This window comes from Ralstonia sp. OTU4908 (assembly GCF_038440115.1).
GTDB lineage: Bacteria > Pseudomonadota > Gammaproteobacteria > Burkholderiales > Burkholderiaceae > Ralstonia > Ralstonia pickettii.
The window spans coordinates 1-20,916 of sequence record NZ_JASATD010000055.1 but is presented as its reverse complement, the minus strand read 5'-3'; the positions used below and the strand labels follow the sequence as shown (position 1 = coordinate 20,916).

Below are 20,916 nucleotides of genomic sequence, written 5' to 3'. Positions count from 1 at the left end.
TGCAGCGTTCCGGCGGTGATCAGACCACGCCGGCTTCGTGTGCCTGCTGATCCGCGTGGTACGAACTGCGCACCATGGCGCCCACGGCCGCGTGCGTGAAGCCCATCTCGTAGGCCTTCTCTTCGAACATCTTGAAGGTGTCCGGGTGCACATAGCGCAGCACCGGCAGATGGTGGCCCGACGGCGCCAGATATTGGCCGATGGTCAGCATGTCGATGTCGTGCTCACGCATGTCGCGCATGACTTCCAGGATTTCCTCATCCGTTTCGCCCAGGCCGACCATCAGGCCGGACTTGGTCGGCACGTTCGGGTTGCGGGCCTTGAAGTCTTTCAGCAGCTTGAGCGAGTGCGCGTAGTCCGCACCCGGACGGGCCTGCTTGTAAAGGCGGGGCACCGTTTCGAGGTTGTGATTCATCACGTCGGGCGGGCATTCCTGGAGGATGTCCAGCGCCTTCTCCAGGCGGCCGCGGAAGTCCGGCACCAGCACTTCGATGCGCGTGGCCGGCGACAGGGCGCGCGTGCGCGAGATGCAATCGACGTAATGCTGCGCGCCGCCGTCACGCAGGTCGTCGCGGTCGACGCTGGTGATGACGACGTAGTTGAGCTTGAGCTGGGCGATGGTCTTCGCCAGGTTTTCCGGCTCGTTCACGTCGAGCGGATCGGGGCGGCCGTGCCCGACATCGCAGAACGGGCAGCGGCGCGTGCACTTGTCGCCCATGATCATGAACGTGGCCGTGCCCTTGCCGAAGCACTCGCCGATGTTCGGGCAGCTTGCCTCTTCGCACACCGTCACGAGGTTGTTGGCGCGCAAGATGTCCTTGATTTCGTAGAAGCGCGAGTTGCCGGTGGCGGCGCGCACGCGAATCCAGTCCGGCTTCTTGAGCTTCTCGGCCGGCACGATCTTGATGGGGATGCGGGCGGTCTTGTCGAGCGACTTCTGCTTGGCCGTCGCGTCGTACGGCTTGTTCGACGGGGTGGCAGGGGTGGCGACTTCAGTGGCGCCGGCGGCGGAATCGGTCATCGTGTTCTCCGCACGGGCTTGCGGCTCGTGCATTTGCGGGCGCTATGCGGTAGCGGCCTCGGCGGGGTGCGCTTGCGCGCGTTGCTGCAATTGGGCGACCAGCGCATCGGCCAGGCCGCGGGAAACGGTTTGCCAGTCGTTCGCATCGACGGCGCGTCCGGACGCATCACGGGCGCCGGCGGTCACCATATCGACGGTTTCCAGGCCGGCATAGCCACACGGGTTGATCTGCGTGAAGGGCGACAGGTCCATCGCCAGGTTCAGGCTCACGCCGTGGTAGCTGCAGCCGTTGCGGATCTTCAGGCCCAGCGCGGCGATCTTGGCGCCAGCATGCGGCCCGCTCGACAGGTAGATGCCGGGGGCGCCAGCCTTGCGTTCGGAGGCGACATTATACGTGGCGAGCGTCTCGATGACGGCCGCCTCGATCGCGTCGACCAGCGCTTTCACGAACAGCCCACGGCGGCGCAAATCCAGCAAAAGGTAGGCAACGACTTGGCCGGGGCCGTGATAGGTGATCTGGCCGCCACGGTCGACTTTCACCAGCGGGATGTTGCCGGGGGCCAACAGATGCGCGGGATCACCGGCCAGGCCGAGCGTGAACACCGGCGGGTGTTCGACCAGCCAGATCGTGTCGGGCGTATCGGGGCCCCGCTGTGCGGTGAAGGTCTGCATTTCGTCGAAGCAGGTGGCGTAGTCCTGCAGGCCGCGTTCGACGATGTCAATCGGAATCATGCCCGCGAGTGTAGCGCAGGGCCGCCGATGTCGCCGTGCGCCTTTGCCCGCTTCGGTTGCAGGGTCGGGCAAAAAAATGCCGGCGCGATGGGAGGCATCGGCGCCGGCATCGGCTTCTGCGGCAGATGCCGCAAAAGGAGGCTTGAAACAGGTTTCGGGCTCAGGCGGCCACGATGGGCGTGTCGGCGTGCTCGTTCCAGCCGAGCGCCGCGAGCGTGTGGCGCCAGCCGTTCGCCATGTGCCACGGCTTGCGCGGCATGTGGCCGTCGGTCGCTTCCACGGCCAGTGCGACCGGGCCGAGGGCTTTCGGGTCTACCGAGACGACGATTTCTTCGCCGCGCTTCACGGCAACGCTGCCGCCCGCGCGCAGCCATTCGTCGCCGGCTTTGTTCTCGTGCGTGATCCATACGTCGCGCCCGGAGGCTTCTTCGACGCGCACATTCTGATTGGCCGGCATGCGCAGTGCCACCACCTCGCCGGGCTGCAGAGTGAATACAATTTTTGTTAGTACAGCTTTCATGATCGGCTCCTTCACGGCAGCGGGATGGGGCCTTGCCGTTGAAGGAAGTCTAGGCGCTTGGTTGCCTTGTACCAAACGATATATATTGCGTTTCTTGATAGCACAGCTCACATAAGAACCACGCCGTGCTACGAAAACCCGGAGGGAACGATGACCGAAATCCGCGAACCGATGCGCTTGCCGTCACTTGGCGCATTGCGGGTGTTCGAGGCGGCAGCGCGCTATGAGAGTTTTTCGCGTGCAGCGACGGAGCTGTTCGTCACGCACGGGGCTGTCAGCCACCAGATGCGCACGCTGGAAGACGAGCTGGGCGTGCCGCTGTTCGAGCGGCGCGGCAAGCGCGTCATGCTCACGCACGCAGGCCGCGCCTATGCCGATCGCGTGCGCGAGGCACTCGACCAGATCGCGCAGGCCACGCATCAACTGCGCGCCGGCAACCGTGACAACCGCCTGGCCATCAGCACGATGCCGTCGTTCGCGGCGCGCTGGCTGACGCCGCATATCGGCACCTTCATCGAGCGCCATCCCGAGCTGGAGGTGGAGCTGTTCTCCAGCCCCGCGCTGGTCGACTTTGCGCGCGAAGAGATGGACGTGGCGCTGCGCATGGGTTCGGGCAACTATCCGGGCCTGTACGTGGAAAAGCTGCTTGACGATGTGTTCTTCCCGGTCTGCAGTCCGTCGTTCAACGGCGGGCGCCTGCCACGTACGGTGGCCGAGATGGCGACCATGACCCTGCTGCGCAGCGAGGGTGAGGATTGGGAGCCATGGTTCGAGGCTGCTGGCGTCTCAGGGTTTGTGGAGCCCCGTGGCGGACTGATGTTCCAGGACTCGTCGCTGCTGTTGCAGGCAGCGGCGGCGGGGCAGGGCATTGCGCTGATCCGCCCGACGCTGGCGTTCAACGAATTGCTGGCCGGCCGCGTGGTGCGCCTGTTCGAGACAACGACGCCGTGCCCGTGGAACTACTACTTCGTCTGCCCGCACAGCGCACTGCAGACGCCCAAGATGCAGGCGTTCCGCGCGTGGCTTCTGCCGGAGATTGCGGCGTTCAAGCTCAAGCTGGCGCGGTTGATGGATGACAACACGGTCTGCCTGGGGCACGTGGCCAAAGGCTGAAGCGGTATCGCCGCACAAAACAAAACGCCCCGGCATGACCGGGGCGTTTTGCTTGGCTGCGCAGGGGCGCCTACAGCACGATCTTGACCATCGGATGGCTCGTCAGCGCCTGGTACAGCGCGTCGAGCTGTTCGCGGCTCGTCGCGCGCACGGTCACGGTCAGGCCCAGATAGTTGCCGCTCGAAGACGGACGTTTTTCCAGGCGCCCTTCGTGGAACTCCGGATCGTGCAGGCGGACGACCTCGACAATGGTCGCGGCAAAGTCGTCATGCATCGGCCCCATCACCTTGATGGGGAAATCGCTCGGGTACTCGATGAGCGACTGTTCGGGCGGAATGTGGCCCGGCGGGGGCGTGTGAGAGGAGGTCATGTCGAAGTAAGTGGGGACGATTACTTCTTTTTAAACCACAGCTTGACCGCGTCGATCGTGCGGCCGATAAAACCGGCTTCCGGCACCGCTTCCAGTGCCACCACCGGGAATTCCGACACCACGGTCGAGCCGTCCATCACCTTGACCGTGCCCAGTTGCTGGCCCTGGGCGATCGGGGCGATCAGCGGGTCCTTGCGTTCCAGCACCGGCTTCAGGCGTGCGCCTGCACCCTTGGGCACGGTGATCCACTTGTCTTCCGCCACACCCAGTTTCACGCTCTTGGCCTGGCCCTTGTACACGTCGGGCGTCTGCAGCGCTTCCTTGGCTTTGTACAGGCGCACGGTATCGAAGAACTGATAGCCGTAGTTCAGGACCTTCAGGCTCTCCTGCGTGCGGATAGCATCGCTCTTGGTGCCGATGATGACCGACAGCAAGCGACGGTTCGCGCCCGGCACGTCCGGCAGCGGACGGTTGGCAGAGGTAACGAGGCAGTAGCCGGCCGACTTGGTGTGGCCCGTCTTGCCGCCGTCGACGGTCGGGTCGAGCCACAGCAGGCGGTTGCGGTTGGACTGCTTGATGTTGTTATAGGTGAATTCCTTCTGCGAGTAGAACTTGTAGTCCTGCGGGAAATCCTTGATCAGCGCCGCGGTCAGGATCGAAAGATCACGTGCCGTGGAGTAGTGGTTCGGATCAGGCAGGCCCGCGGCGTTCGCGAAATGCGTGTTCTTCATGCCCAGACGCTCGGCTTCGCGGTTCATCAGCATCACGAAGTTCGTCTCGGTGCCGCCCACCGCCTCGGCAAGCACGAGGGCCGCGTCGTTGCCGGACTGGATGATCAGGCCTTGCGTCAGCTCGCGCACCGAGGCGGGCTTGCCGGCTTCCAGGAACATGCGCGATTCGTCGTTCTTGACGGTGCGCACGGTCTCGGTCGGCGTGATCATCTGGTCGTACTTGAGCTTGCCGTCGCGCACGGCTTCGAAGACGAGGTAGGCCGTCATCAGCTTGGTGAGCGAGGCAGGCTCGATGCGTTCGTCCATGTTGGCACCGCCGAGCACCTGGCCGCTGGTCACGTCGGTCAGCATCCATGAGCGGGCCGCGACTTGCGGGGCGGGCACCGGCTGCGCCATGGCGGGCAGCGCGGTGACCAGCACGGCGGCTGCCACAGCGGTTGCGGCGGCGGAATGGAAGGCGATGGGCGTGAAATGGGCGAAGCGGTTCTGCATGTCGGGTCCTGCGGTCTGCTTGGAATTCAATGGCGCCGCCTGCCGGAAAAACGGGGGGAGGCGCGGCGTCCGGAAAGTCAACGGGTGGGTGTTACGGTTTTGGCGCCCAGGCGCCGGTAATGAGCTGCCTGATCAGATGCAGCTTGCGGTGGAAAAAATGATCGGCGCCGGGGATGACGATCACGGGCAGCTCCTGCGGGCGCGCCCAGTTGAGCACGTCGACGAGCGGCACGGTGTCGTCCTGTTCGCCGTGGATGATGATGGTGTCGTCCGGCACCGGTGCCACGTCCCAGCGCGAGGTGGCGGTGCCCACCAGCGCCAGGCGCTCGGCGGGTGTGCCGGCTTCGGCCAGGCGGCGCGCCACCTGCGAGACGACAAAGCTGCCGAACGAGAAACCGCCCAGCGCCAGCGGCAGCGTGGCCACATCGGCGGACCATTCGGTCTGTGTACGCATCCAGTCGAGCACGGCCAGCATGTCGTCCTGCTCGCCGATGCCGTTGTCGTGCGTGCCTTCGGTTTTGCCCACACCGCGGAAGTTCAGGCGCACCGTCGCATAGCCGAGGCCGACGAAGGTGCGTGCCAGCGTCTGCGCGACCTTGTTGTCCTTGGTGCCGCCGAACAGCGGATGCGGATGGCCGATCAGCGCCAGGCCGCGCGGTGCGCCGTCCGGCTGGTCGATCGAGAGGTCGATCTGCCCGACGGGGCCGGGAATCAGGCGTTCTTCGGTATGAACGTTCATGGAAACTGGAGAAACAGATGCGGTAAAGCGCGGGCTCAGGCGTTGGCAGGGCGGTCGACCATCAACCGTTCAACGGGTTTGCCTTCGATCAGATGGCTTTGGATGATCTCGTCGATGTCTTCCTTGTCGACGAAGGTGTACCAGACGGCCTCGGGGTAGACCACCATGACCGGACCGAGTTCGCAGCGGTCCAGGCAGCCGGCCTTGTTGATGCGCACGCGGCCTTCACCGTTGATGCCGAGTTCCTTGCAGCGCTTCTTGGCGTATTCCTGCATGGCCTTGGCGCCAAAGTCGGCGCAGCAGCGCGAGCCGTCCTCGCGTTCGTTCAGGCAAAAGAAAACGTGGTGCTGGTAGTGGCTGCTCATGGGCGGACCGAGAAGGCTGGGAGGGCTGCGTGACGGTACGCGCGGCAGGATTCGACTGGCTTTCCTGGCCTCGCGCACATTATGCGGAGTTGCGTAACGAGCCGGCATTATACGACCCCGGTGTCGCGCGCCCTTCCAACACGCTGGCTCCACGCAACGCGGGATGCTGCGTTGCAACACGTTGTCCGGATGTCTGGACGCCCCTCTGCGCGGATTCCGGGATTGACGACGGCTGGGGCGGGTGCCATCGTAGTCACACCAAGCTGGTACAAGGGCTGGCGGGCCGACGACGGTGGAAATAGGTGTTGGCATAGCCCTTGCAATAACGACCGACCTGCTGCGGGAAACGCCGGACACATCAGCGTATCGAGGCAGGAGAGAGACCACACCAGGGCGGGTCGGACCGGGCGAGCAGTTGAGCGCACGGCCGGTCTGTGACACTCGAGGAAGACATGAAAAAACCGTTCTACAAAATCCTGTACGTACAGGTGCTGGCGGCGATCGTCATCGGCGTTCTGCTTGGCCATTACTCGCCCGAACTTGCCGTGAAGATGAAGCCGCTCGGCGATGGCTTCATCCAACTGATCAAGATGGTGATCGGGCCGATCATCTTCTGTACCGTCGTCTCCGGCATTGCCGGCATGCGCGACATGAAGAAGGTGGGCCGCGTGGGCGGCAAGGCGTTGCTCTACTTTGAGATCGTCTCGACCTTCGCGCTGGTGATCGGTCTGGCCGCGGGCCACATCTTCAACCCGGGCGCGGGTTTCAACGTTGACGTGCACACCATCGACGCCAAGGCCGTGGCGCAGTACGCCGCCAAGGCGCAATCGGCGAGCACGGTCGATTTCCTGCTCAACATCATCCCGAGCACGGTGGTGGATGCCTTCGCCAAGGGCGACATCCTGCAGATCCTGCTGATCGCGTTGCTGTTCGGCGGTGCGCTCTCCGCCATGGGCGAGCGCGCGCAGATGGTGACGGACTTCATCGACCAGATCTCGCACGTGTTCTTCCGCATCGTGCACGTCATCACGCGTGTGGCTCCCATCGGTGCCTTTGGTGCCATGGCATTCACCATCGGCAAGTACGGCGTGATCTCGCTGGTGCCGCTGCTCAAGCTGGTCGGCACGTTCTACCTCACGGCCATCATCTTCGTCGTGGTGGTGCTGGGCATCATCGCGCGGCTGGTCGGCTTCAACATCTTCCGCTTCGTTGGGTACATCAAGGAAGAACTGCTGATCGTGCTCGGTACCAGCTCGTCGGAATCGGCGCTGCCGCACCTGATGGAAAAGATGGAGAAGCTGGGCTGCTCGAAGTCGGTGGTGGGCCTGGTGGTCCCGACCGGTTATTCGTTCAACCTGGACGGCACCAACATCTACATGACGATGGCGGTGATCTTCATCTCGCAAGCACTGAACATCGAGCTGACCTGGACGCAGCAACTGACCATCCTGGCCGTTGCCATGCTGACGTCGAAGGGCGCATCGGGCATCACCGGTGCGGGCTTCATCACGCTGGCCGCAACGCTGGCCGTGGTGCCGGATATTCCGGTGGCGGGCATGGTGCTGATTCTCGGTATCGACCGCTTCATGAGCGAATGCCGCGCCTTGACGAACATCACCGGCAACGGCGTGGCCTGCGTGGTGATCTCGGCCTGGGAGCGTGAACTGGATCGCGCCAAGCTGGCGCGCGTGCTGTCGGGCGACCGCAGCGACGAGGGCGTGCCGGCCACCCCGGCAGTTTGATCGATCGGTTCTAGCCGGCGCCTGAAAGCGCAAAGCGTATGATTGCGGGGCCTGTCCTTCCAGACGGCCCCGCGTTTTTTTGGGATGCACCTCGTGAAGCACCTCGGCGACATGCCGACTGCGGGCACGGCGTTGGAAGGCACGGCAACACTCTCTGCCGCCGACCTCCAGCCGATGTCCGATCCCGATTTCTCCTTCACCAGCGCCTCCGGCTCGCGACGCGGCTTCTGGTGGCTGGTGGCGCTCGGGCTCGTGGTGGTGATGGCCGTGGTGTGCGCGACCACCTTTGTGGTCGCGTGGAACCGGGGCCTCACGCAGGCCCAGCAGGCCGCCGGCGGGCGGGTCGACCGCTATGCCGCCAACCTCAAGAGCACGCTCGATCGCTACGAATACCTGCCGGCCCTGGTGGCGCTGCATCCGTTCATCCACGATCTGCTCGCCAATCCGACACCTGCCAACGTCGACCGCGCGAACCGCTATCTGCGCGAAGTCAACGATCGCGCGCACGCCACTGCCACCTACGTGATCGCCCCCAGCGGCAAGGCGCTGGCAGCATCCAACTACAACCAGCCCGACAGCTTCGTCGGTGCCGAATATCGGTTCCGGCCGTATTTCCAGCAGGCAGCGGAAGGCCACGTCGGGCGCTTCTACGGCATTGGCATTACGCGTGAAGAGCCCGGCTATTACATCTCCCAGCCGGTCATGCAGGATGGCCGCGTGATCGGCGTGACCGTGGTCAAACTCAACCTCGAATGGTTCGGCCGCGCCAGCCACGACGCGTCGGAACCCGTGATGGTGGCCGACGAGAACGGCGTGATTTTCCTGTCGTCCGTACCCGCGTGGCAGTACCGCACGGTGGAGCCTCTCACGTCCAAACTGCAGGCGCAGTTGGAGGCGACGCGCCAGTATTACCGCAAGCAGATCACGCCGCTGCCGTTACAGCCCGAGGCGCCGGCCTTCCTGCGATTGACCGGGCGCTTGCCGGAAGGCGCAGAACTGATTCGCGTTGGCGAGCGCACGAACGCCACGCGCTATCTGCAGGTTTCGCGTGACCTGGTCGAGCCCGACTGGACGCTGATGTATCTCACGCCGGTGGAGCCCGTGATGGGCGCCGCGCGCAGCGCGACCGTGGCGGCGGCGTTTGCCTTCGCCTTTGCATGCCTGCTGCTCTTCTACTGGCGCCAGCGGCGCTTGCGCATGATGGAGATGCTGCGTAGCCGCCGCCTGCTGGAAGCCGCATACGATCAGCTCGAACGCCGCGTGGAAGACCGCACGGCCGATTTGATGGCTACCAATGAACAATTGCAACACGAGATCGTCGACCGCACCCGCGCGGAAGCCGAACTGCGCGCCACGCAGGACGAACTCGTGCAGGCCAGCAAGCTTGCTGCGCTCGGCCAGATGGCCGCCGGCATTACGCACGAACTGAACCAGCCGCTGGCCGCGCTGCGCACGTTCTCCGACAACACGCGCATCCTGCTCGAACGTGGCCAGCACGGCGCGGCCACCGATAACCTGCAGGCGATTGCCGACCTGACCGAGCGCATGGGCAAGATCACCGCACAGCTCAAGCTGTTCGCGGGCCGCTCGCGGCGCAAGGTGGTGGATGTGCAGGTGCGCGTGGCGCTCGATCACACGCTCGCGCTGCTGCGCCCGCGCCTGGGCGACGTGCTGGTCGAACTGCACTGGCGCATCCCCGAGACAGAGGCCGTCGTTCGCGCGGATGAACTGAAGCTGGAGCAAGTGCTGATCAATCTGGTTGGCAACGCGCTCGACGCGATCAACGCCAATGAGCCGGAACACGCCGGCCGCATCGACATCACCATCGGCCCGATCGAAGGATCGCAGGCGCCGTCGAATCAGCTGTCCATTGCCGTGCGCGACAACGGCCCCGGCATTCCGCCCGACGCCATGCCGCACCTGTTCGAGCCGTTCTTCACCACCAAGGAAATCGGCCAGGGGCTGGGCCTTGGGCTGGCGATTTCCACCAGCATTGCGCGGGACTTTGGCGGCTCGCTCTCGGCGGCCAACATGCCGGGCGGCGGGGCCCAATTTACGCTGACATTGGTACGCGCCGACGTCACCTCCGCGGCAACCACCTGATCCGTTTTCCACACAGATACGAACCATGTCCGAAGGCTTGAACGTTCTCTTCATCGAAGACGACCCGCCTGTGCGCCAAGCCACCGCGCAGAGCCTGGAACTGGCCGGCTTCAATGTGCAGGCGTTCGGCAGCGCCGAAGAAGCCGTCGGCAAGATCGACGCGAACTTTCCCGGCGTGGTCGTGAGCGACCTGCGCTTGCCGGGCGCGAGTGGCCTGGACGTGCTCACGCACTGCCAGTCGTTTGGCACGGGCATTCCCGTCGTGCTCGTCACCGGCCACGGCGACATCACGATGGCCGTGCAGGCCATGCGCGAAGGCGCGTTCGACTTCATCGAGAAGCCGTTTCCCGCCGAACGCCTGACCGAGACCGTGCGCCGCGCAGTGGAGCGCCGCGCGCTGGAGCTGGAAAACCGCGCACTGCGTCGTGAACTGGCCGGCCCGGCGGCTGGCACGCGCATCATCGGGCGCTCGCCAGCGATGGCCGCCGTACGCGCGCTGATCGAGAACGTCGCGACCACCGATGCGCCGGTGCTCATCAACGGCGAGACCGGCACGGGCAAGGAACTCGTCGCGCGCAGTCTGCACATGCTCTCGCCGCGTCACGACAAGCCGTTCATCGCGCTGAACTGCGGCGCCGTGCCTGAACAGATTTTCGAGAGCGAGATGTTCGGCCACGAGGCCGGAGCCTTTACCGGTGCAAGCAAGCGGCGCATCGGCAAGCTTGAGCACGCGTCGGGCGGCACGCTGTTTCTCGACGAAATCGAGAGCATGCCGATCGCGCTGCAGGTCAAGCTGCTGCGCGTGTTGCAGGAGGGCGCGCTGGAGCGGCTGGGCTCGAATGCGTCGGTGCGCATCGACGTGCGCATCGTGGCGGCCGCCAAGGGCGATATGGAAGCGCTGATCGAGGCGGGCGGTTTCCGGCGCGATCTGTACTACCGCCTGAACGTCGTCGCCATCGACCTGCCGCCGCTGCGTGAGCGCCGCGAAGACATCATCCCGCTGTTCGAACACTTCCTGCTCGAAGCCGCCGTGCGCTATCAACGTCCGCTACCGATGCTGGCCGAGCGTCAGCGCCACGAGCTGATGCAATCGAGCTGGCCCGGCAACGTGCGCGAACTGCGCAACGCGGCCGATCGTTTGGTGCTAGGCGTTGGCCGCACGCCGGTCGTGCCGGATGCTTCGGAAGACGGCATGCCGCTCAAGGAGCGCGTCGAACGCTACGAGCGCACGGTGATTGCCGAAACCCTGGCGCGCACGGGCGGCTCGGTGCACCAGGCGGCGGATATTCTGCAGGTCGGCCGTGCCACGCTGTATGACAAGATCAAGCGATACGGTCTTTGACCTGGCACGCTCGTACGCAACAACGTCCGGCTTCGACCGGGCGTCTTCTTTTCTTTCTCTTTTTGCGCTCAACCCAGAATCGGATGGGCATCCGCCACCGGGTATCCACGGTCGTCTGTCGGAATCCGCTGGGTTTGGAATGCGATGAGCAGCGCCTGAAACCTCCCGTCGATTTCCACGATGACAGCCCCGTCCTGCCGTGTGCCGTTTTCGCGCGAATGGTCCTTCACACCCGGCGTGTGGACAACGGGGTTGCCCTGGTTCATGTGCGTTTCGTGCAGGCCGTTGTGCTGCGGCTCGAACAGGAAGCCAAAGCCGTAGACCGTCACGTCGGTACGCGGTGGCCAGCCTTTGCGGTCCTCGTCGCCGGAACTGCCGTGGTAGACGTAGTCGATGGGCGTGGTGGTGCGGTCGAGGCTCAGCATGTCGTCAACGAGGGCGTTGATGTCGTTGTGTTGAGTCGCGGTATCCAGCGCGATCGGCTGCATGTGGGGGAAGTCGACCAGCCCGGCGTCGCGCACGTAGTCCAGACGCGGGAAGCCGCTTTCGTGCAGGCCGGGGGCCAGCGCGGCAAGGTCGGCGGTGATCGGCAACTCCAGATCCGTCGTCCACTGATACAGCACGTGATAACCCGCGGCGCCGGCGCCCGGCATGCTCGAGTCGGATTTCACGTTGGCGAGTACCACGAATTCCGACCCATCCGGCGCTTCCACCACGATCGCGTAATGCGGATTGCCGTTGTAGCCCTCCAGATACGGCACACCGAATTTCAGCTTGCCCTTGAACATGCAGTAGTGATTGGCCATGCGCACTCCATCGAATCAGGCATTGGCGGACTGCCATTGCAGCAGGCCCGCGTGAACCTAGTGTGGAACGTGCATTGCCCGAAAACAAAAACGCCCGGCATTCACCGGGCGTTTCGTTTGCATTGAGGGGCGGACGCTCAGGCCTGCTTGCCCAGCGTCTGCTTGAGCAACGCGTCGAACGATGACCATTCCGGCTCACCTACGTAGCGCTTCAGGATGCGGCCGTCGCGGTCCACCAGGAACGTGGTCGGCGTGAGCTGCACGTCGCCGAAGGCCTTGGCGGCTGAGCCATCGGCATCCATCGCGACCTTGAAGGGCAATTGGCGCGTCTGGCTGAAGTTCATCACATACATTGGCGCGTCGTAGCTCATCGCCACAGCCACGTATTCCAGGCCTTCGCCTTTGTACTTGTTGTACGTCTGGACCATGTTGGGCATTTCCTTGATGCAGGTGGTGCAACTCGTGGCCCAGAAGTTGACGAGATAGACCTTGCCCTTCAGGTCTTGCGTCGAAAGCTTTTGCCCATCCAGCAGCGTGAAGGTCGCAGCCGGGACCTGCTGCGACGGCGAAAACGCACGCCAGCCGAACCAGCCGGCCACGGCCAGCACCAGCACGATCACGGGAAGCAGCCAGCGGCGCCCGCCTGAGGTGGCGCCAGATACCGGGGCTGCAGAAGGAGTCAGGGTCGAGGCCATGTCGGCAACGGGATCCGGAAAGAAATCAGGCGCCTATTGTAGGCCTGCCGTGCCCCCGCCGCATGTGCGTCGCGTCAATCCGTCCACAGTGCGATGCGGAAATCACTTTCTGTTGCCGAGGGCGGCTTCGTACAGGATCAAATCCGCAGCCGAGAAGCAGCAAAAGGTGATTGTCTCGAAGCGGCTGCCATGCTCGCGGGCGGCACGTACTGCAATAGGCGCGGCCAATTGCGGCGGGAAGCCATAGATGCCGGTGCTGATGCACGGAAACGCGATGCTCCGCACCTCGTATTTGCACGCCAGTTCCAGGCTGTTGCGATAACACGCGGCCAACAGCGCCGCCTCGTCCTGCCGGCCGCCGCGCCAGATGGGTCCGACGGTGTGGATGACGTAGCGCGCCGTCAGCTGGAAGCCCGGCGTGAGTTTGGCTTCGCCGGTCCGACAGCCATGGAGTGCACGGCACGCCTCCAGCAATTCCGGCCCCGCCGCGCGGTGGATCGCGCCATCGACACCGCCCCCGCCCAGCAGCGAGCTGTTCGCAGCGTTGACGATGGCATCGCAGTCCAGCGTGGTGATGTCGCCGCGCAGGGCACGCAGCGTGACGGACGGGGTTGGCATGGCGCAGTCCTTGACGGGAAGGCGAGGGCGGGCGTCTCTGCTCGATAATAGGCGGCACAGAATCGGACCGAAAACGGACGGGAGGCGACGTGGCAGTCAAAGCGAGGGCAGGCTGGCGGATGGGGTTTGGCGCGTTGGCGTGCGCGCTGCTGATGGCCTGTTCGCCCAAGTACGACTGGCGCACGGTCCATTCCAGCGAGGGCGCCTATGCCGTCGACTACCCCGCCAAGCCCACCGCGGAAGCGCGTCCCATCGTCATCAACGGCCAGCGCGTGCCGATGACGATGCAGGCCGCCAGCGTCGACGGCACGTTGTTCGCGGTCGGCGTGGTGGAGCTGCCCGCGGATGATCCGGTATCGCGGCAGCGCGCCGTTGAAGCGCTGCGCAGTGGCTTATCCGCCAATCTGAAGGGTCGTGTGACCGAGCGCGACATCGCTGTGCAAACCGCCGCCCAGCCGCCTTTGTCATTGCCGGCAGTGGAATTGATTGCCCAGGGGGCGGGCGGCGACGATCCCGCCCCGCGCCGGCTGACCGCCCGCGTGGTCGCCGTGGGCAAGCATGCCTACCAGGCGGTCGTGCTGGAATCGGGCGACGCCGCTCGCGATGCGCGCCAGCAGGAGCAGGTCGACCAGTTTCTCTCCAGCTTCCATCCGTATTAAGCCCTGAGCGGACGAGCACATGGGCCGCAGCCGGTGCACAATCGGCGTCTTCCGCAGTATCGCAATACGCAGCACGTCCACCACATCACGGGGAACCATCATGACGTTGCAAGTCTGGCTAGCCTTCTTTTTGGCTGCCTGGGTGATCGCCATCTCGCCGGGGTCGGGCGCCATCCTGTGCATGAGCCACGGCCTGACGCATGGCGTGCGCCGCACGTCGGTCACGATCGCGGGGCTCGAACTGGGCATTGTCGTGATCCTGTTCATTGCGGGTGCGGGTCTGGGCGCGTTGCTGATCGCGTCGGAGCACGCCTTCATGGCCATCAAGATCATCGGGGCCATGTATCTGATTTATCTGGGCATCGTGCAATGGCGCACCCCCATTCAGATTGCCAAGCCGGCTGAGGGCGAGCCCGTGAAAGTGTCTGGCAGTGGCGCCGGCCGCCGGTTCCTCGTCGGGTTGCTGACCAATCTGACGAACCCGAAGGGCATCCTGTTCATGGTGGCGGTGCTGCCGCAGTTCATCGATCCGGCCAAGCCGCTGCTTTCCCAACTTGGCATCCTGGCGGCGACGATGGTGTTCGTCGATCTGATCGTCATGCACGGTTATGCGCTGCTGGCCTCGCGGGCGCAGCGCCTGTTCCGCAATCCGCGCGCGCTGCGCTGGCAGAGCCGCTTCTTCGGCGGCATGCTGATGAGCATCGGCGCAGCGCTGTTCTTCGTGAAGCGGCAGACTGCGTGACCTTTGCACTGCCGCAGGGCTGCCCGCCAAGTCGTTGAGGGCACAGCGTGGGGATGCAAGCTAATCCGCCTTCACCCCGCGCCGATACTGAATGGCCTCGCCCACATGCGCGGCATCGATCTGCTCGTCGCCTGCCAAGTCGGCAATCGTGCGGGCGAGCTTGAGCACGCGCGCATAGGCGCGGGCAGACCACGAAAAGCGCGTCATCGCGTGGCGCAGCAAGCCATCGGCCGCATCGGTGCGGCTGCAATGCAGATCGATTTCATGGCCGCCAAGCAAGGCATTGCGTTTGCCTTGCCGGGCGAGCTGCCGCGCGTGCGCGGCCGCAACGCGCTCGGCCACGTTGAGCGTCGGTTCACCTGGCGGCCCATCGAGCAACTCTTCCTGCGAGGGCGTCGGCACCTCGATCTGCACGTCGATGCGATCGAGCAGCGGTCCGGAGATGCGCGCCTGGTATCGCTCCACTTGATCCGGCGTGCAACGGCACGCCCGCAGCGGATGCCCGCGATAGCCGCACGGGCACGGGTTCATGGCGGCAATCAGCTGGAAGCTGGCCGGAAAATCTGTCTGGTGGGCGGCGCGCGAGATGGTGATGTGGCCGGTTTCCAGCGGCTCGCGCAGGACTTCGAGCACGCGGCGTTCGAACTCTGGAAGTTCATCCAGGAAGAGCACGCCCTGATGTGCCAGGGAGATTTCTCCAGGCCTTGGCGTATTGCCCCCGCCCACCATCGCCACCGCCGACGCCGTGTGGTGTGGCGAGCGGAACGGCCGCACCTTCCAGCGTCGCGCATCGAAGCCGCGCGTGGTCAGGCTCATCACGGCGGCAGCGGAGAGCGCTTCGTCATCGCTCATGTCCGGCAGCAAGCCCGGAAACCGCTGCGCGAGCATCGACTTGCCTGTTCCGGGCGGTCCGATCATCAACATGGAATGACCGCCGGCGGCCGCGACTTCCAGCGCGCGCCGCGCCTGCGGCTGTCCGCGCACATCAGCCAGGTCGGGATAGCGGATGTCCGCGTCGACCGGCGCAGGCAGCGCTGGTGCGAGCTTGCGGTCCGGCGCGCTCAGGTGATCGCATACCTCGATGAGCGTGCGCGCGGGCAGGACTTTGGTGCCGCTCACGAGCGCAGCTTCGGCGGCGTTCTCGGCGGGCAGCACGAAGGCGCGGGCGAGCGGTGCGTCGCCATCGGCGGAGACTGGATTGCGCGACAGCGCGTACGCCATCGCCAGCGCACCGCGAATCGGCCGCAGATCGCCAGACAGGGACAATTCGCCCGCAAACTCATGCGCGTCCAGATGCGTGTGCGGAATCTGGCGGCTCGCGGCGAGGATGCCCAGCGCGATCGCCAGGTCGAACCGGCCCGATTCTTTTGGAAGATCGGCCGGGGCGAGGTTGACGGTGATGCGTCGCGCCGGAAACTCGAAGCGGCTGTTCTGGATCGCTGCCCGCACGCGATCCTTGCTCTCCTTCACCTCGGTATCCGGGAGGCCGACGATGGTGAACGATGGCAGGCCATTCGCCAGATGGACCTCCACCGAGACGGCCGGCGCATCGATACCCGAGAGCGCGCGCGAGCGCAGTACGGCAAGGCTCATCGCGCCGCCCTCCAAGTGAACTCACGAGTAAGGCGGAGAGCGTGGCAGCGGTGCATGATGTGACGGAGCGTGGCGGTTGCGGAACCCTCCACTGTGCCAGCCGCGTTCTGCTGCCATGCGCACCGGCATCCAAATTTGACGATCGCGCCGACATGAGAAAATCAGCCCAGACAAAAAAACCGGAGCACTGGGCTCCGGCTTTGTTGTGGGCGGATCGACTCAGGGGAAGGCCGGCATGGCCGCATCTTCGCCGCTGAAGCGGCCTTCGGGATGCGTCTTCTGCAGCAGCGCGCGAATCTCGCTCACGCGCGAGCGCGGCACATCGACCATCAGCAGTATCTGCCCATCCTCCACTGCTTGCTTGAACGGCTTCAGGCGGCTGTTCGGCACCGAACTGCCGATCATGCTTGAAGCCCACGCACCAAACAGCGCCCCCACCACGGTCGTAATGCCGACCATGCCCCACTGTGGCCCTTCGCCGATGACCGGGAAAAGAGCGGCCACGATGCCGGCCAGCACACCCGCACCTCCGCCGATCACCAGCCCGTTCTGGGTGGCATGGACGATGTCGGAGGTCTGGAGGATGTTGGCTTCGTGCAGGCCGGTGAGATCGATGCCGGGCTTGGAGACGAAGTGGATGTGGCGCTCGGTGATGCGCGCCAGCAGGAGGTCGTTCATCACGCGCCGGGCGCTGGAGACGTCCGGCATCAGGAAATAGAGGCGATGCTGCATGATCTTCTCCTCAAGCGCGGCTGCGCGTGCGTCTTAAGGACGTTCTAGATCAGTTCGCCAGCCGCAACAAGGCGGCACATCGACCTTTTCGCTGTGCGCTGCAGCAGGGGTGCCGAGGTCCGCACAGCGGCTTTCTGGATGCGCACCCGGCGCAACACCGGCGCGGCTTACTGGTTAGCCGGGGTAGCTGACTTGAGTTGCGCTTCCAGTGCGGCCACGCGGGTTTCCAGTTCTTCCAGGCGCGCACGCGTACGTGCCAGAACTTGCGATTGCACGTCGAATTCCTCGCGCGTGACCAGATCGAGCTTGGCGAAGCCCTGGGTCATCATCGCGCGGACGTTCTTCTCGATATCAGCCGCCGGCGAGTTGCGCAGGGCTTCGCTGACGCGGTTCTGGAAGTCGGAAAAGAGATCGGTCGGTTTCATGTCGTTTGCTCCATGGGTCGTGCTCTCTGCGCCAAGCCGGTGCATGCACCGCGGCTGTGCGTTGAAATTGCTGTGTCGTGGTGCGAAGGCCTGCGTCTGGCGCGTGGTTTCGGTGCTGCCGGCTGCGATGGTACCGGCTGAGCGCTCTGAACGGCACACCTTGCGTCAAATCTCGCTGCGATGCGGCATTGGAGGAGTCATACAAACGGGGACAGAGCTGGTCGCCTGAGCTCCCGTGCCGCACCGCACACGCCACTGCATAAGGCTGAAATCACTCTATCACATGGTTTTTATCGCGCTATGACGGCGTAGGCCGCCATGGCATGAACCCGCCTGCGGCAACTGTTCGCGGGCAGCAGGTGGTGTCGGGCGTGACCCGTCCCCAATTTCCTCCGCTTTTGTGCCATGGCGCAAGGCGACGCCGTAACCGAAGACACCCTCCAATCCGTCGACATCGACATGGCATGACAGTTGCAGAACTGGTGCGATTTTTTTTTCCATTGCCGTTGCGACTTTCTAAAGGGGGAGAGCCGTTATGAAGAAGTTTGCGTACGCAGCCAGCCTTGTACTGTTGACCGGTGCCGTTGCCGGCGTCAGCCAATCCGCCATCGCACAGTCCGCACCCGCGGCTGATGCACCGGCCGCCGCACCCGCACCTGCGCCGGCCGCGCTCACGGCCAACGTCACGCTGGCCAGCCAATACCGCTACCGCGGCATCATGCAGACCAACAACAAGCCGGCCATTCAGGGCGGCTTTGATTACGCCATTCCTGGCGGTGTGTTGCCCGAGGGTTTCTACATCGGTAACTGGAACTCGTCGATCAGCTGGTTGAGCGATTCCAACTCGAACGTCTCCGCACCGATCGAGATGGACTTCTACGGCGGCTACAAGACCGAGATCATCAAGGACGTGCCCATCGACGTGGGCGTGCTCCAGTACTACTACCCGGGCAGCTATCCCGACGGTTTCACGCGTCCGCACACGACCGAAGGCTATGCGCAGATCGGCTACGGCCCGGTCACGTTCAAGTATTCGCACGCGTTTTCCAACCTGTTCGGCACGCCCGATTCGCATCACAGCCAGTACTTCGATCTGTCGGGTAACTTCGACACCGGCTTCTGGGGCCTGACGCTGAACCTGCATGCGGGCTACCAACAAGTGCCCCATCAGACCGTGCGCGCTTCGTATGCCGACTGGAAGATCGGTGTGACGAAAGACTTCGGCAACGGCTGGGCGGCATCGCTGGCCTACATCGATACGAATGCTTCGCGCGTGTTCTATACGAACCCGCGTGGCAGCTACATGGGCAAGGCCACGGCCCTGCTGTCGATCACCAAGACTTTCCAATAACGATGCGCGGCGGTGCTCCGGCGCCGCCGACCGAGGAGCAACCAGCATGAAACTCATCATGGCCATCATCAAGCCGTTCAAGCTCGACGAGGTCCGCGAGGCGCTGTCCGAAGTGGGTGTGTCGGGCATTACCGTCACGGAAGTCAAAGGCTTCGGACGCCAGAAAGGTCATACCGAGCTTTACCGCGGCGCGGAGTACATCGTCGACTTCCTGCCTAAAGTAAAGATCGAAGTGGCTGTGCCTGACGACGTGGTCGAGCGCGCCGTCGAGGCCATCGAAAAATCCGCGCGCACCGGCAAGATCGGCGACGGCAAGATCTTCGTGGCCGACGTCGAACAAGTCATCCGCATCCGCACCGGTGAGACCGGTGGCGACGCCCTATAAGCCCCAATCCGCCAAGGAAGAGGTCAAAACATGAAAACCTGGTTCACACGATTCCTGACGGCTGGGGCCGTCGCTGCCGTGCTCGCAGGCGCCGTGATCTCGGCGCCGGCCGCTGCACAGGACAAGCCAGCGGCTGAAGCTTCGGCGCCGGTTGCCGCGGTCGCCGCTTCCGAGCCGGCCGCTGCCGCACCGGCAGCCGCAGCTGCGGCTGCAGCCCCCGCCGCCGCAGCTGCTCCAGCTGCCGCTGCGCCCGCCGCTGCTGCGCCCGTCCCCAACAAGGGCGACACGGCGTGGCTGCTGGTCTCCACCGCCTTCGTCATCCTGATGACGCTGCCGGGTCTGGCGCTGTTCTACGGCGGCCTGGTGCGCAAGAAGAACATGCTGTCGGTGCTGATGCAGTGCATGGGCATCTTCTCGCTCATCATCATCCTGTGGGCCATCTACGGCTACAGCTTTGCGTTTACCGAGGGCAACGCGTTCTTCGGCGGGCTGGATCGCCTGTTCCTGAAGGGTCTGACGCCCGATTCGGTTGCCGCCACCTTCAGCAAGGGCGTGGTGGTGCCGGAATACGCGTACTTCGCCTTCCAAGGCGCGTTTGCGGCGATTACCTGCGCGCTGATCATCGGTGCTTTCGCCGAGCGTGCGAAGTTCTCGGCCGTGCTGTTGTTCGTGGTGCTGTGGTTCACCTTCAGCTACGTGCCGATCGCACACATGGTCTGGTTCTGGCCGGGTCCGGACGGCTTTACCGACGCCAAGGCGGCCGAGGTGATGACGGCCAAGTCTGGCTGGCTGTTCCAGAAGGGCGCGCTGGACTTTGCCGGCGGTACCGTGGTGCACATCAATGCCGCTGTAGCGGGCCTGGTGGGCGCCTTCCTGTTCGGCAAGCGCATCGGCTTTGGCCGTGAGGCGCTCAAGCCGCACAGCCTGACGCTGACCATGGTCGGTGCCTCGCTGCTGTGGTTCGGCTGGTTCGGCTTCAACGCCGGTTCGGCTCTGGAAGCCAACGGCAGCGCCGCGCTGGCCTTCGTCAACACGCTGCTGGCGACCGCCGCTGCCGTGCTGTCGTGGAGCTTCGGCGAGTGGTTCGGCAAGAGCAAGCCTTCGATGCTGGGTGCCGCATCGGGTGCCGTGGCTGGCCTGGTCGCCATCACCCCGGCCGCCGGCTTTGTCGGCCCGATGGGTTCGATCGCGCTCGGCATCATCGCCGGCCTGCTGTGCCTGTGGGGCGTCAATGGCCTCAAGCGCATGCTAGGCATGGACGACACGCTGGACGTGTTCGGTGTGCACGGCGTGGGCGGTATCCTCGGGGCGCTGTTGACTGGCGTCTTCGCGGCGCCGAGCCTGGGCGGCACCGGCATCTACGACTATGTCGCCAACAAGGTAGCCGACGATTACTCGATCGGCGGCCAGCTGTGGATCCAGTTCCAGGGCGTGGCGACCACGGTCATCTGGTCCGCAGTGGTGGCGTTTATCTCGTACAAGATCGTCGATGCCATTGTTGGCCTGCGCGTGCCGGAAGAAGAGGAGCGCGAGGGTCTGGACATCACGTCCCACGGCGAAACTGCCTACGAAGACTGATCGTCTGCGTCATCCCGCAAAAGACCCGGCCGCGCGCCGGGTTTTTTGTGTCGCCCCCCCCC

General features: G+C 64.5%; 23 protein-coding genes. 9 read left to right on the top strand and 14 right to left on the bottom strand.

The genetic code is table 11. The features are described 5' to 3' along the window. Positions 1 to 19: 19 nt before the first annotated feature. The 3 genes from lipA to AAHM38_RS23935 all read right to left on the bottom strand — a co-directional run bounded on the left by lipA (position 20) and on the right by AAHM38_RS23935 (position 2,273). Entirely contained in the window at positions 20 to 1,021 is a 1,002-nt protein-coding gene (gene lipA / locus AAHM38_RS23945; RefSeq protein WP_012761007.1) for a lipoyl synthase, read from the bottom strand. A 42-nt stretch (positions 1,022 to 1,063) separates the two neighbouring features. Next, a complete protein-coding gene (gene lipB / locus AAHM38_RS23940; protein ID WP_027678384.1) occupies positions 1,064 to 1,753 on the bottom strand; it encodes a lipoyl(octanoyl) transferase LipB in 690 nt (229 codons plus the stop codon). Positions 1,754 to 1,913: 160 nt separating this feature from the next. Continuing rightward, positions 1,914 to 2,273, bottom strand: a complete 360-nt coding sequence (locus AAHM38_RS23935; RefSeq protein ID WP_116576652.1) for a DUF2917 domain-containing protein — start codon at positions 2,271 to 2,273, stop codon at positions 1,914 to 1,916. A gap of 150 nt (positions 2,274 to 2,423) precedes the next feature. Here AAHM38_RS23935 and AAHM38_RS23930 point away from each other — a divergent pair, with 150 nt between their 5' ends. Beyond that, the gene (locus AAHM38_RS23930; protein WP_065860268.1) at positions 2,424 to 3,386 is read left to right on the top strand and encodes a transcriptional regulator GcvA; all 963 of its coding nucleotides are present in this window, start codon (positions 2,424 to 2,426) and stop codon (positions 3,384 to 3,386) included. Positions 3,387 to 3,456: 70 nt separating this feature from the next. On the opposite strand, the gene AAHM38_RS23925 is transcribed toward AAHM38_RS23930, so the two are convergent. The 4 genes from AAHM38_RS23925 to AAHM38_RS23910 all read right to left on the bottom strand — a co-directional run bounded on the left by AAHM38_RS23925 (position 3,457) and on the right by AAHM38_RS23910 (position 6,083). Next, on the bottom strand, positions 3,457 to 3,756 hold the full coding sequence (locus AAHM38_RS23925) for a YbeD family protein (protein WP_012761011.1): 300 nt from the start codon (positions 3,754 to 3,756) through the stop codon (positions 3,457 to 3,459). Positions 3,757 to 3,776: 20 nt separating this feature from the next. Beyond that, a complete protein-coding gene (locus tag AAHM38_RS23920) occupies positions 3,777 to 4,979 on the bottom strand; it encodes a D-alanyl-D-alanine carboxypeptidase family protein (RefSeq protein WP_116576651.1) in 1,203 nt (400 codons plus the stop codon). Between the two features lie 91 nt (positions 4,980 to 5,070). Further along, positions 5,071 to 5,718, bottom strand: coding sequence for an alpha/beta hydrolase (locus AAHM38_RS23915; RefSeq protein WP_116576650.1), 648 nt, complete (start codon positions 5,716 to 5,718; stop codon positions 5,071 to 5,073). A gap of 35 nt (positions 5,719 to 5,753) precedes the next feature. Then, complete coding sequence (locus AAHM38_RS23910; protein ID WP_027678378.1) at positions 5,754 to 6,083, bottom strand: (2Fe-2S) ferredoxin domain-containing protein; 330 nt, start codon at positions 6,081 to 6,083, stop codon at positions 5,754 to 5,756. Between the two features lie 452 nt (positions 6,084 to 6,535). On the opposite strand from AAHM38_RS23910, the gene AAHM38_RS23905 reads away from it, so the two are divergent. The 3 genes from AAHM38_RS23905 (at position 6,536) to AAHM38_RS23895 (ending at position 11,270) form a co-directional block, all read left to right on the top strand. Continuing rightward, complete coding sequence (locus AAHM38_RS23905) at positions 6,536 to 7,825, top strand: dicarboxylate/amino acid:cation symporter (RefSeq protein WP_116576649.1); 1,290 nt, start codon at positions 6,536 to 6,538, stop codon at positions 7,823 to 7,825. A gap of 84 nt (positions 7,826 to 7,909) precedes the next feature. Next, positions 7,910 to 9,928: a sensor histidine kinase gene (locus tag AAHM38_RS23900; RefSeq protein WP_116576648.1), complete on the top strand. Its 2,019-nt coding sequence runs from the start codon at positions 7,910 to 7,912 to the stop codon at positions 9,926 to 9,928. Positions 9,929 to 9,953: 25 nt separating this feature from the next. Continuing rightward, positions 9,954 to 11,270, top strand: coding sequence for a sigma-54-dependent transcriptional regulator (locus tag AAHM38_RS23895; RefSeq protein ID WP_037027835.1), 1,317 nt, complete (start codon positions 9,954 to 9,956; stop codon positions 11,268 to 11,270). Between the two features lie 68 nt (positions 11,271 to 11,338). On the opposite strand, the gene AAHM38_RS23890 is transcribed toward AAHM38_RS23895, so the two are convergent. The 3 genes from AAHM38_RS23890 to AAHM38_RS23880 form a co-directional block, all read right to left on the bottom strand. Further along, the gene (locus tag AAHM38_RS23890; RefSeq protein ID WP_116576647.1) at positions 11,339 to 12,076 is read right to left on the bottom strand and encodes a DUF2278 family protein; all 738 of its coding nucleotides are present in this window, start codon (positions 12,074 to 12,076) and stop codon (positions 11,339 to 11,341) included. Positions 12,077 to 12,213: 137 nt separating this feature from the next. Next, a complete protein-coding gene (locus tag AAHM38_RS23885; RefSeq protein WP_012761019.1) occupies positions 12,214 to 12,771 on the bottom strand; it encodes a TlpA disulfide reductase family protein in 558 nt (185 codons plus the stop codon). 102 nt (positions 12,772 to 12,873) lie between these two features. Then, entirely contained in the window at positions 12,874 to 13,389 is a 516-nt protein-coding gene (locus tag AAHM38_RS23880) for an O-acetyl-ADP-ribose deacetylase (RefSeq protein ID WP_037027837.1), read from the bottom strand. A gap of 89 nt (positions 13,390 to 13,478) precedes the next feature. Here AAHM38_RS23880 and AAHM38_RS23875 point away from each other — a divergent pair, with 89 nt between their 5' ends. Further along, positions 13,479 to 14,048 (top strand): hypothetical protein, encoded by a 570-nt coding sequence (locus AAHM38_RS23875; RefSeq protein WP_039376057.1) that lies wholly within the window; start codon positions 13,479 to 13,481, stop codon positions 14,046 to 14,048. A gap of 100 nt (positions 14,049 to 14,148) precedes the next feature. Then, complete coding sequence (locus tag AAHM38_RS23870) at positions 14,149 to 14,790, top strand: LysE family transporter (protein WP_012761022.1); 642 nt, start codon at positions 14,149 to 14,151, stop codon at positions 14,788 to 14,790. A 60-nt stretch (positions 14,791 to 14,850) separates the two neighbouring features. Here AAHM38_RS23870 and AAHM38_RS23865 read toward each other — a convergent pair whose 3' ends face one another. The 4 genes from AAHM38_RS23865 to AAHM38_RS23850 form a co-directional block, all read right to left on the bottom strand. After that, a complete protein-coding gene (locus AAHM38_RS23865; protein WP_116576646.1) occupies positions 14,851 to 16,383 on the bottom strand; it encodes a YifB family Mg chelatase-like AAA ATPase in 1,533 nt (510 codons plus the stop codon). 219 nt (positions 16,384 to 16,602) lie between these two features. Then, positions 16,603 to 17,115 (bottom strand): hypothetical protein, encoded by a 513-nt coding sequence (locus AAHM38_RS23860; protein WP_012761035.1) that lies wholly within the window; start codon positions 17,113 to 17,115, stop codon positions 16,603 to 16,605. A gap of 167 nt (positions 17,116 to 17,282) precedes the next feature. Beyond that, positions 17,283 to 17,540 carry an accessory factor UbiK family protein gene (locus tag AAHM38_RS23855; protein ID WP_012761036.1) on the bottom strand — a complete coding sequence of 86 codons (258 nt, stop codon included), beginning with the start codon at positions 17,538 to 17,540 and terminating at the stop codon, positions 17,283 to 17,285. A gap of 279 nt (positions 17,541 to 17,819) precedes the next feature. Beyond that, the gene (locus tag AAHM38_RS23850) at positions 17,820 to 18,041 is read right to left on the bottom strand and encodes a hypothetical protein (protein WP_179817600.1); all 222 of its coding nucleotides are present in this window, start codon (positions 18,039 to 18,041) and stop codon (positions 17,820 to 17,822) included. Between the two features lie 34 nt (positions 18,042 to 18,075). On the opposite strand from AAHM38_RS23850, the gene AAHM38_RS23845 reads away from it, so the two are divergent. Genes AAHM38_RS23845 through AAHM38_RS23835 form a run of 3 tightly spaced genes read left to right on the top strand, consistent with a single transcriptional unit; the run spans position 18,076 to position 20,854 of the window. Next, positions 18,076 to 18,891, top strand: coding sequence for a TorF family putative porin (locus tag AAHM38_RS23845; RefSeq protein ID WP_037027848.1), 816 nt, complete (start codon positions 18,076 to 18,078; stop codon positions 18,889 to 18,891). Positions 18,892 to 18,937: 46 nt separating this feature from the next. Next, complete coding sequence (locus tag AAHM38_RS23840; RefSeq protein WP_004637070.1) at positions 18,938 to 19,276, top strand: P-II family nitrogen regulator; 339 nt, start codon at positions 18,938 to 18,940, stop codon at positions 19,274 to 19,276. Positions 19,277 to 19,306: 30 nt separating this feature from the next. Beyond that, on the top strand, positions 19,307 to 20,854 hold the full coding sequence (locus AAHM38_RS23835; protein ID WP_116576645.1) for an ammonium transporter: 1,548 nt from the start codon (positions 19,307 to 19,309) through the stop codon (positions 20,852 to 20,854). Positions 20,855 to 20,916 lie beyond the last annotated feature (62 nt).